Annotated in this window: 9 protein-coding genes; all 9 read left to right on the top strand. The window is 48.4% G+C overall.

Annotated features, from left to right (window positions below; translation table 11 throughout):
• The coding region (locus STRDD11_RS14565) for a pyrroline-5-carboxylate reductase family protein (protein WP_277592880.1) at positions 1–348 on the top strand (348 nt) is incomplete at its 5' end.
• A gap of 132 nt (positions 349–480) precedes the next feature.
• Positions 481–1,611, top strand: coding sequence for a radical SAM family heme chaperone HemW (gene hemW, locus STRDD11_RS09725; RefSeq protein ID WP_128837162.1), 1,131 nt, complete (start codon positions 481–483; stop codon positions 1,609–1,611).
• 3 nt (positions 1,612–1,614) lie between these two features.
• Complete coding sequence (locus STRDD11_RS09720) at positions 1,615–2,355, top strand: acyl-[acyl-carrier-protein] thioesterase (protein ID WP_128837161.1); 741 nt, start codon at positions 1,615–1,617, stop codon at positions 2,353–2,355.
• Positions 2,356–2,366: 11 nt separating this feature from the next.
• On the top strand, positions 2,367–3,137 hold the full coding sequence (locus STRDD11_RS09715; protein WP_128837160.1) for a TIGR01457 family HAD-type hydrolase: 771 nt from the start codon (positions 2,367–2,369) through the stop codon (positions 3,135–3,137).
• The gene (locus STRDD11_RS09710; RefSeq protein ID WP_128837159.1) at positions 3,130–3,771 is read left to right on the top strand and encodes a TIGR01906 family membrane protein; all 642 of its coding nucleotides are present in this window, start codon (positions 3,130–3,132) and stop codon (positions 3,769–3,771) included. The genes STRDD11_RS09715 and STRDD11_RS09710 overlap by 8 nt, the downstream gene beginning before the upstream one ends.
• Before the next feature lie 20 nt (positions 3,772–3,791).
• On the top strand, positions 3,792–4,811 hold the full coding sequence (locus tag STRDD11_RS09705; RefSeq protein WP_128837158.1) for a CPBP family intramembrane glutamic endopeptidase: 1,020 nt from the start codon (positions 3,792–3,794) through the stop codon (positions 4,809–4,811).
• A gap of 498 nt (positions 4,812–5,309) precedes the next feature.
• Positions 5,310–6,053 carry a DeoR/GlpR family DNA-binding transcription regulator gene (locus tag STRDD11_RS09700; protein WP_128837157.1) on the top strand — a complete coding sequence of 248 codons (744 nt, stop codon included), beginning with the start codon at positions 5,310–5,312 and terminating at the stop codon, positions 6,051–6,053.
• On the top strand, positions 6,050–6,961 hold the full coding sequence (gene pfkB / locus STRDD11_RS09695; RefSeq protein WP_128837156.1) for a 1-phosphofructokinase: 912 nt from the start codon (positions 6,050–6,052) through the stop codon (positions 6,959–6,961). Before STRDD11_RS09700 ends, pfkB begins: the two co-directional genes overlap by 4 nt.
• Positions 6,958–7,925 (top strand): fructose PTS transporter subunit IIA (locus STRDD11_RS09690; RefSeq protein WP_164828460.1); only part of this gene is annotated, 968 nt, incomplete at its 3' end. The genes pfkB and STRDD11_RS09690, both read left to right, overlap by 4 nt.

The following is a 7,925-nucleotide window of genomic DNA, read 5'->3' as shown; positions in this document are numbered from 1 at the left end:
GGTCTGCTGGTTAAGCTGGAGGAAAAGCAGCTGGATGCTGCGACAGCTTTGGCTGGCTGCGGTCCGGCTTTTGTCTATCTCTTTATGGAAGCTTTGGCTGACGCTGGTGTCCGAGCAGGACTCAGTCGTGACATATCGCTTGAACTGGCCAATCAAACTCTCTTAGGCGCTGCCAAGCTAAGTCAGGTCAGTGGGCAACATCCGGCCCAACTCAAAGACCAAGTCTGCAGTCCGGCTGGTTCGACCATCGCCGGGGTAGCTAGTCTGGAAGAAAATGCTTTTCGAGGAACAGTCATGGATGCCGTTCAAGCTGCCTACAAGAGAACGCAGGAGCTGGGGAAGAAATGAAGGAGCTGGACTTTTAGAAAAGAGAGGGGGTGGAGACAGTAAAATGAATGGTGTCTGTCAAATCCCTCTCTTTTTTAGTTTGTTTGGTATTCAAATAAGCTTTCCATTCAAATCTGTGATATAATAAATACTATGCAAACCAGACCGACCTCTGCTTATGTGCACATCCCTTTTTGCACTCAGATTTGTTATTATTGTGATTTTTCCAAGGTATTTATCAAGAATCAGCCGGTAGACAGCTATTTAGAGCACTTGATCGAGGAGTACCGTTCTTATGACATCCAGAAACTCCGTACTCTCTATATCGGCGGCGGTACCCCGACAGCTCTGTCGGCTGCTCAGTTGGAATGGTTGCTGGCCAGGCTGGTGGAGCAGCTGGATTTGGATTATTTGGAAGAGCTGACCATCGAGGCCAATCCCGGTGATCTGGCTCCGGACAAGATAGCCGTGCTCAAGAACTCGGCTGTCAACCGGGTGTCTCTGGGCGTGCAGACTTTTAATGACCGCATGCTCAAGCAGATTGGGCGCAGCCATCTGGAAAAAGATATTTATGAAAATATCGACCGCCTCAAGGAGGCTGGTTTTGACAATATTTCCATTGACCTGATTTATGCCCTGCCCAAGCAGACCATGGAGGATGTGCGGGAAAATGTGGCCAAGGCGATTGCTCTGGACATTCCCCATATGAGCCTCTACAGCCTGATTTTAGAGAACCACACCGTCTTTATGAATCGGATGCGGCGGGGCAGGCTTCCCCTGCCAAAGGAGGATCTGGAGGCGGAAATGTTTGAATACATTATCGCAGAGCTGGAAAAGGCCGGTTTTGAGCATTATGAGATTTCCAACTTTTCCAAGCCCGGCTTTGAAAGCCGCCACAATCTCATGTACTGGGACAATGCAGAGTATTTTGGGTTGGGAGCAGGAGCCTCAGGCTATGTCGATGGCATCCGCTATAAGAATCATGGTCCTATCCGCCATTACCTGCAGGCCGTAGAAGCCGGCAAGGCCCGGGTGACAGAAGAAGTGCTGACGCTGAAAGAAAAGATGGAAGAAGAGATGTTTCTGGGACTGAGGAAGAAATCCGGTGTTTCCAAGAAGCGTTTCCAAGAAAAGTTCGGTCAGCCCTTTGACCAGCAGTATGGTGCTGTTGTGGCAGAGCTGACGGAGCAGGGACTGCTGGTTCCTGACAAGGATATTGTCCGTATGACCAAGAAAGGGCTGTTTCTGGGGGATACGGTTGCTGAGAAATTTATATTGGAGTAAAAAATGGGCTTAACTTACCAAATGAAAATGAAAATCCCCTTTGATATGGCAGATATGAACGGCCACCTCAAGCTGCCGGACGTGATTTTGCTGTCCCTGCAGGTGTCTGGCATGCAGTCCATTGACCTAGGGATCAGTGACAAGGACATGCTGGAGCACTATAATCTGGTCTGGATTATCACTGACTATGACATTGATGTGGTTCGGCTCCCGCACTTTGCCGAGGAAATCACCATTGAAACAGAAGCGCTGACCTATAATCGGCTCTTTTGCTACCGGCGCTTTACCATTTTTGATGAGTCTGGTCAGGCAATTATCCAGATGCTGGGCACCTTTGTCCTCATGGATCGGGACAGCCGCAAGGTTCATCCAGTGGAACCGGAAATTGTTGCACCTTACCAGTCTGCATTTTCCAAAAAGCTGATGCGCGGACCCAAATATCCCGACTTAGAGCATGCGACAAGCAAAGACTACCATGTCCGTTTTTACGATTTGGATATGAACGGCCATGTCAATAACAGCAAGTATCTGGACTGGATTTTTGAGGTCATGGGAGCAGACTTCCTCACCCAGCATATCCCTAAAAAAATCCATCTCAAGTATGTCCGGGAAGTCCGTCCCGGCGGCATGATTGCCTCCAGCTATGACTTGGACGGTCTGAAGAGCAATCACCAGATTGCCAGTGACGGCCAAGTCAACGCACAGGCCCTGGTGACCTGGCAAAAGCTGAAAAAAGAAAATTAGAAAGACAGAAAATGACTTATAAAGGCTATTTGATTGATTTAGACGGCACGATTTATAAGGGCAGGAGCCGGATTCCGGCCGGCGAGGCCTTTGTGCATGAGCTGCAGAAGCGCGGCGTTCCCTATCTTTTTGTGACCAACAATACCACGCGCACACCGGAAACGGTTCAGACCATGCTGGCAGAGAGTTTTAACATTGAAACGCCGCTTTCGACCATCTATACCGCAACGCTGGCCACCATTGACTACCTCGATGACAAGGCTTTGGGAAAGAAAGTCTATGTTATCGGCGATGTTGGGCTCAAGCACGCTATCGAAGAAGCGGGCTATACAGAAGATACAGAGAATCCTGACTATGTTGTGGTCGGTCTGGACTGGGAAGTGGACTATGAAAAGCTGTCGATTGCAACACTGGCCATTCAGCGGGGGGCTCATTTTGTCGGGACCAATCCCGATCTCAATATTCCGACGGAGCGCGGGCTGTTGCCGGGTGCTGGTGCGATTAATGCTCTGCTGCAGGCCTCAACACGGGTTCAGCCGACCTTTATCGGCAAGCCCAATGCCATTATCATGGAAAAGGCCATCGAACATTTGGGGCTGGCGCGTGAAGCGGTCGTCATGGTCGGCGATAATTACCTGACGGACATCCGGGCGGGGATTGACAACGGCATCCCAACCCTCTTAGTCACGACAGGTTTTACCAAGCCAGAAGAAGTAGCAGACCTGCCCATTCAGCCGACGCATGTTCTGGCTAGTTTAGCGGAGTGGGATTTTGATGCGTGATCGGTTAAGATTTTCTGCCAGCCTTCTTTTTCTGCTGGCGGCAGCCGTTGTCCTGACCATTTATCTGGCTTGGCTGCTGTACCCGCTGGAGATTGCTTATTTTGACTTGCCGGCTAAGGTTTATTTGAAAGCGGAGACCATTCAGTATAATTTCAATATCTTGATGAATTACCTGACCAATCCTTTCAGTCAGCAGCTGGCCATGCCGGACTTTCGCTCATCTGCAGCTGGTCTGCACCATTTTCAGGCAGTCAAATACCTCTTTCATCTGGCGCAGGCTGTCTTTCTGCTGACCCTGCCGGCCTTTGTCCTCTTTATCCGAAATGTAGTCAGAAAAGGCCTTTTAGCCCTTTACAGACGAGCCTTTCTGCTTCTCAGTCTATTGCCGCTAATCTTAACAGCAGTGGCCTTCTTGATTGGTTTTAACAGCTTTTTTACACTCTTTCATCAGCTGCTCTTTGTCGGAGACAGCACTTGGCTGTTTGACCCGGCCAAGGATCCGGTGATCTGGATTCTGCCGGAAGATTTCTTTCTGCACGCCTTTATTCTTTTTGCCCTTTTGTATGAAGCTTTCTTTGTGACTTTTTATGCTCTGAGCAGAAAAAAGCTTGCAGGCAGTGAAAGCAGCGCTTGAATTTTACTATAGGAGATATTATGTATTACAATCAACAGCAGCCTCAGCCTTCCTTTCAGCCTTATCCGCAGCCTCAGCCGAATCCGACCCCCAGAAAGGATTTGGGGCGCTTTGCGGCCACTTGCTTTACTTATACTTGGGTCATGCTGGCAGTTATTTTTTTCTATACGCTGGTTGCGGTTATCGTTCTTGCGGCTCAGCGGGGAGTGACGGATAGGGCAGCCTTTGAGCAGATGGCGGCAGAATTTATAGCCAAGGACGGGACGGCTTATATATTGGCAGCCTGTCTGGGAGTGCTTGTTTTTACCATTTCTCGGGGGAAGCAGCTCTTTACCCATGACCTCCGCCAAAAAGGCCAAAAGATGACGCCCAAGGTTTTCTTTGTCATGATTTGCTTTCTGCTGTTTGCTCAATTATTTACAGCTTTGGTCAATCAGCTGATGCAGTCTATCATGCTGCTTTTCAATCTTGACATTTCGGAGATTCTATCAGGAGGCAGCGGTTCCCAAACGCTGAGCATGCTGCTTTATTCATCGTTGATGGCTCCGATTACGGAGGAAATAATCTTCAGGGGAGCGGGACTGCGGGCTTTGGAAAAGCACGGCAAAATTTTTGCAATTATTCTGACTTCGATTATTTTTGGTCTTTTTCATGAAAATCTATTCCAGCTTTATTTTGCCGCTTTGACTGGTTTGGGGCTTGCCTATATCGCATTTGAGTACTCGATTATCTGGTCTATTATTTTTCATATCATCAATAATCTGGTCATAGCAGAAGGCGTGGATTTTATTTCCAAAAGAGCTCCAGAGCCCATTGTCACTTTTGTTTACAACTCTCTTTTAATCGCTGGCAGCACCGTTTTCCTCTTGGTCCTGATTTTGAAATGGCCGAAATTCAGAGCCTATATTCAGGCTAACCGCTCTCTGCCGGGCACCTATCGCCAGGCCTTCAAGTCTGTCTGGTTTTGGGTATTGACTGTTCTGACCGTTCTGGCAACCCTTCTGCCTATCCTGCTTGTTTATATTTCGTCCAGATTCTGATTTTTTACTGGATTGTTTTTTCACGCTTTTTCTATTTTGAAATCACAGCTCCTTGGCTGAGATCGCTGAAAAAGCAGCATTCTTTAAACATTTAACAAGGCTGGCCGAGAAAAGCTATAAGGTCAGCAAGCTTCTGACATCAAGGTGCAGGGTTGGGAGAGAGTCAGCCGGCGCACTAACAACAAATAAAAAACGAATGATGAGCTGTTCGCATCCTGCAATCGCCCTCCTCATTCGTTTTTTATGTTCCTGCTCAGTCAAACAATGGAAGCTACGAAGCGTGCCCCCAGCTCCTTTGTCTACAGCCGCGTATAGGTTTGAATTAGAAAGAGCAGCAACGCCAACTGACTGAACTGCAGTTTGCTGCTAATGTTTATCAGGGATAGCATTGATTTGATAGGAAAATGATAAAAAGTGATAGATTTTGAAAGAAAGTGCTTGACTTTACTTTCAATTCCTGTATAATATAACTGTAATCGATTGCAAAGGAGGTGTTTTATGCTGAAGTCGGAAAGAAAGCAGGTGATTCTAGAGACCGTCACCAGGGAAAAGTTTGTCTCCCTTGACCATCTAGTCCAAGCTTTGAACACTTCAGAATCAACCGTCAGAAGAGATTTAGATGAACTGGAACAGGAGCATAAGCTGCGGCGGGTTCATGGCGGAGCAGAGAGTTTTCATTTCCTGCAGGAAGAAGAAAGCAATCAGGAGAAATCTATCAGAAGCATTCAGGAAAAGACAGCTATTGCCCAGGCAGCAGCTGCTCTGATTCAGGAGCACGATGTGATTTTCATTGATGCCGGCACCACCAATGAACTCTTGGTCAACGAGCTGCATGATCCCCGGATTACAGTGGTGACCAATTCCATTCATCATGCGACCAAGCTGGTTGACCGCACGATTCCTACAGTGATTATCGGCGGCAAGGTCAAGCGTTCGACAGACGCCAGTATCGGCGGTGTGGCGCTGAATCAGATCGGACAGCTTAATTTTGATAAGGCTTTTATCGGCATGAATGGCATTGATGATTCCTTTTTTACAACTCCGGATATGGAGGAGGGAGCTGTCAAGCGAGCCATTTTGGAAAATGCCAAGCAGACCTATGTTTTAGCGGATGCTTCTAAGCTGGGCCAGACCTCTTTTGTCAAAGTTGCACCTCTTGCAAAAGCAAGTATTATTACCAATCAAACTGAATCCGAAGTGCTTCAGAAAATAAAGGAAAAAACGGAGGTGATTGAAGCATGATTTATACCGTTACACTCAATCCTTCGATTGACTATATTGTCCGCCTGGACAAGGTCCTCGTAGGCAGTGTCAACCGGATGGACAGCGACGATAAGTTTGCCGGCGGTAAAGGCATCAATGTCAGCCGGGTTCTCAAACGTTTGGGAATCGAAAATGCTGCGACTGGCTTTATCGGCGGCTTTACCGGAAAATTCATCACAGACACTCTTGAAAGCGAAGGGATAGCCAGCCATTTTGTCGAGGTAGAGGCCGACACTCGTATCAATGTCAAAATCAAAGCAGATGCTGAGACTGAAATCAACGGACCGGGTCCGGAAATTTCAGCGGATAAGCTGGCTGAGCTCAAGACTTTCCTTGCTTCCCTGACCTCGGATGATACGGTGGTCTTTGCCGGCAGCAGCCCTAAAAATCTGGGCAATGTGGTCTACAAGGAACTGATTGGCCTGACCAGAGAAACAGGCGCTCAGGTCGTCTGTGATTTTGAGGGTCAGACCCTGCTGGACTCGCTGGAGTTTGAGCCGCTCTTGGTCAAGCCCAACAACCATGAACTGGGTGATATTTTCGGAGTCAAGCTGGAAAATCTGGAAGACATCGAACGTTATGCCCGGCAGCTGCTGGACAAGGGAGCGCAGCATGTCATCATCTCTATGGCCGGAGATGGCGCTCTGCTGGTGACCAAAGAAGGTGCCGTTTTTGCCAAGCCGATCAAAGGCACAGTCAAAAACTCTGTCGGAGCCGGTGATTCTATGGTAGCTGGTTTTACCGGAGAATTTGTCCGCTCGGGCGATGCAGTGGAAGCCTTTAAATGGGGCGTTGCCTGCGGAACAGCGACCACCTTCTCAGATGATTTAGCGAGCGCTGACGATATCAAAGAAACTTATGGAAAAGTAGAGGTAGAAAAACGATGAAAATTCAGGACTTACTGAGAAAAGATGTTATGCTGCTGGACCTTCAGGCGACTGAGAAAAAGGCAGTTATTGAAGAAATGATTCAAAGCTTGGCTGACCACGGCTATGTGACAGATTTTGAAGCTTTTAAAAAAGGGATTCTGGCTCGCGAAGCCCTGACTTCAACCGGTCTGGGTGATGGCATTGCCATGCCTCACAGCAAGAATGCTGCTGTCAAAGAAGCGACCGTTCTCTTTGCCAAATCCAACAAAGGTGTTGACTATGAGAGTCTCGACGGCCAGCCGACTGACCTGTTCTTTATGATTGCTGCTCCGGAAGGTGCCAATGATACGCACTTGGCAGCCTTGGCTGAGCTGTCCCAATATCTGATGAAAGACGGTTTTGCGGACAAGCTGCGCCAAGTGACCTCGCCAGATGAGGTGATTGCTCTCTTTGATGCAGCTTCAGAAAAAGCAGAAGAACCAGCAGTAGTGGAGCCTGCGGCAGAAGACGGTGATTTTCTGGTTGCGGTAACCGCTTGTACAACCGGGATTGCCCACACATATATGGCTCAGGAGGCGCTGCAGAAAGCTGCTGCTGAAATGGGGGTCGGCATCAAGGTCGAAACCAATGGAGCCAGCGGCATCGGCAACAAGCTGACGGCTGAGGACATCCAAAAAGCTAAAGCAGTTATCATTGCAGCGGACAAGGCAGTTGAAATGGACCGTTTTGACGGCAAACCGCTGATTAACCGTCCGGTAGCTGATGGTATCCGCAAGACCGAAGAACTGATTAATCTAGCTCTTTCTGGCAATGCTGAAGTCTACAAGGCTGCGAATGGCGGCGGTGCGGCAGAAGCAAGCACAGAGAAGAAAAGCTTGGGCGGTGCCTTCTATAAGCACCTGATGAGCGGGGTTTCCCAGATGCTGCCATTCGTTATCGGCGGCGGGATCATGATTGCCCTTGCTTTCCTGATTGACCAAAT

Source organism: Streptococcus sp. DD11, from assembly GCF_001578865.1.
Taxonomy (GTDB): Bacteria; Bacillota; Bacilli; order Lactobacillales; family Streptococcaceae; genus Streptococcus; species Streptococcus panodentis.
The sequence above is the reverse complement of the archived record's forward strand: the minus strand, read 5'-3'. Positions and strand labels throughout refer to the sequence as shown.

Coding starts and splice junctions, on each gene's coding strand:
- hemW (WP_128837162.1), top strand. CDS start 481: ATGCAAACCAGACCGACCTCTGCTTATGTGCACATCCCTTTTTGCACT.
- pfkB (WP_128837156.1), top strand. CDS start 6,050: ATGATTTATACCGTTACACTCAATCCTTCGATTGACTATATTGTCCGC.
- STRDD11_RS09700 (WP_128837157.1), top strand. CDS start 5,310: ATGCTGAAGTCGGAAAGAAAGCAGGTGATTCTAGAGACCGTCACCAGG.
- STRDD11_RS09705 (WP_128837158.1), top strand. CDS start 3,792: ATGTATTACAATCAACAGCAGCCTCAGCCTTCCTTTCAGCCTTATCCG.
- STRDD11_RS09710 (WP_128837159.1), top strand. CDS start 3,130: ATGCGTGATCGGTTAAGATTTTCTGCCAGCCTTCTTTTTCTGCTGGCG.
- STRDD11_RS09715 (WP_128837160.1), top strand. CDS start 2,367: ATGACTTATAAAGGCTATTTGATTGATTTAGACGGCACGATTTATAAG.
- STRDD11_RS09720 (WP_128837161.1), top strand. CDS start 1,615: ATGGGCTTAACTTACCAAATGAAAATGAAAATCCCCTTTGATATGGCA.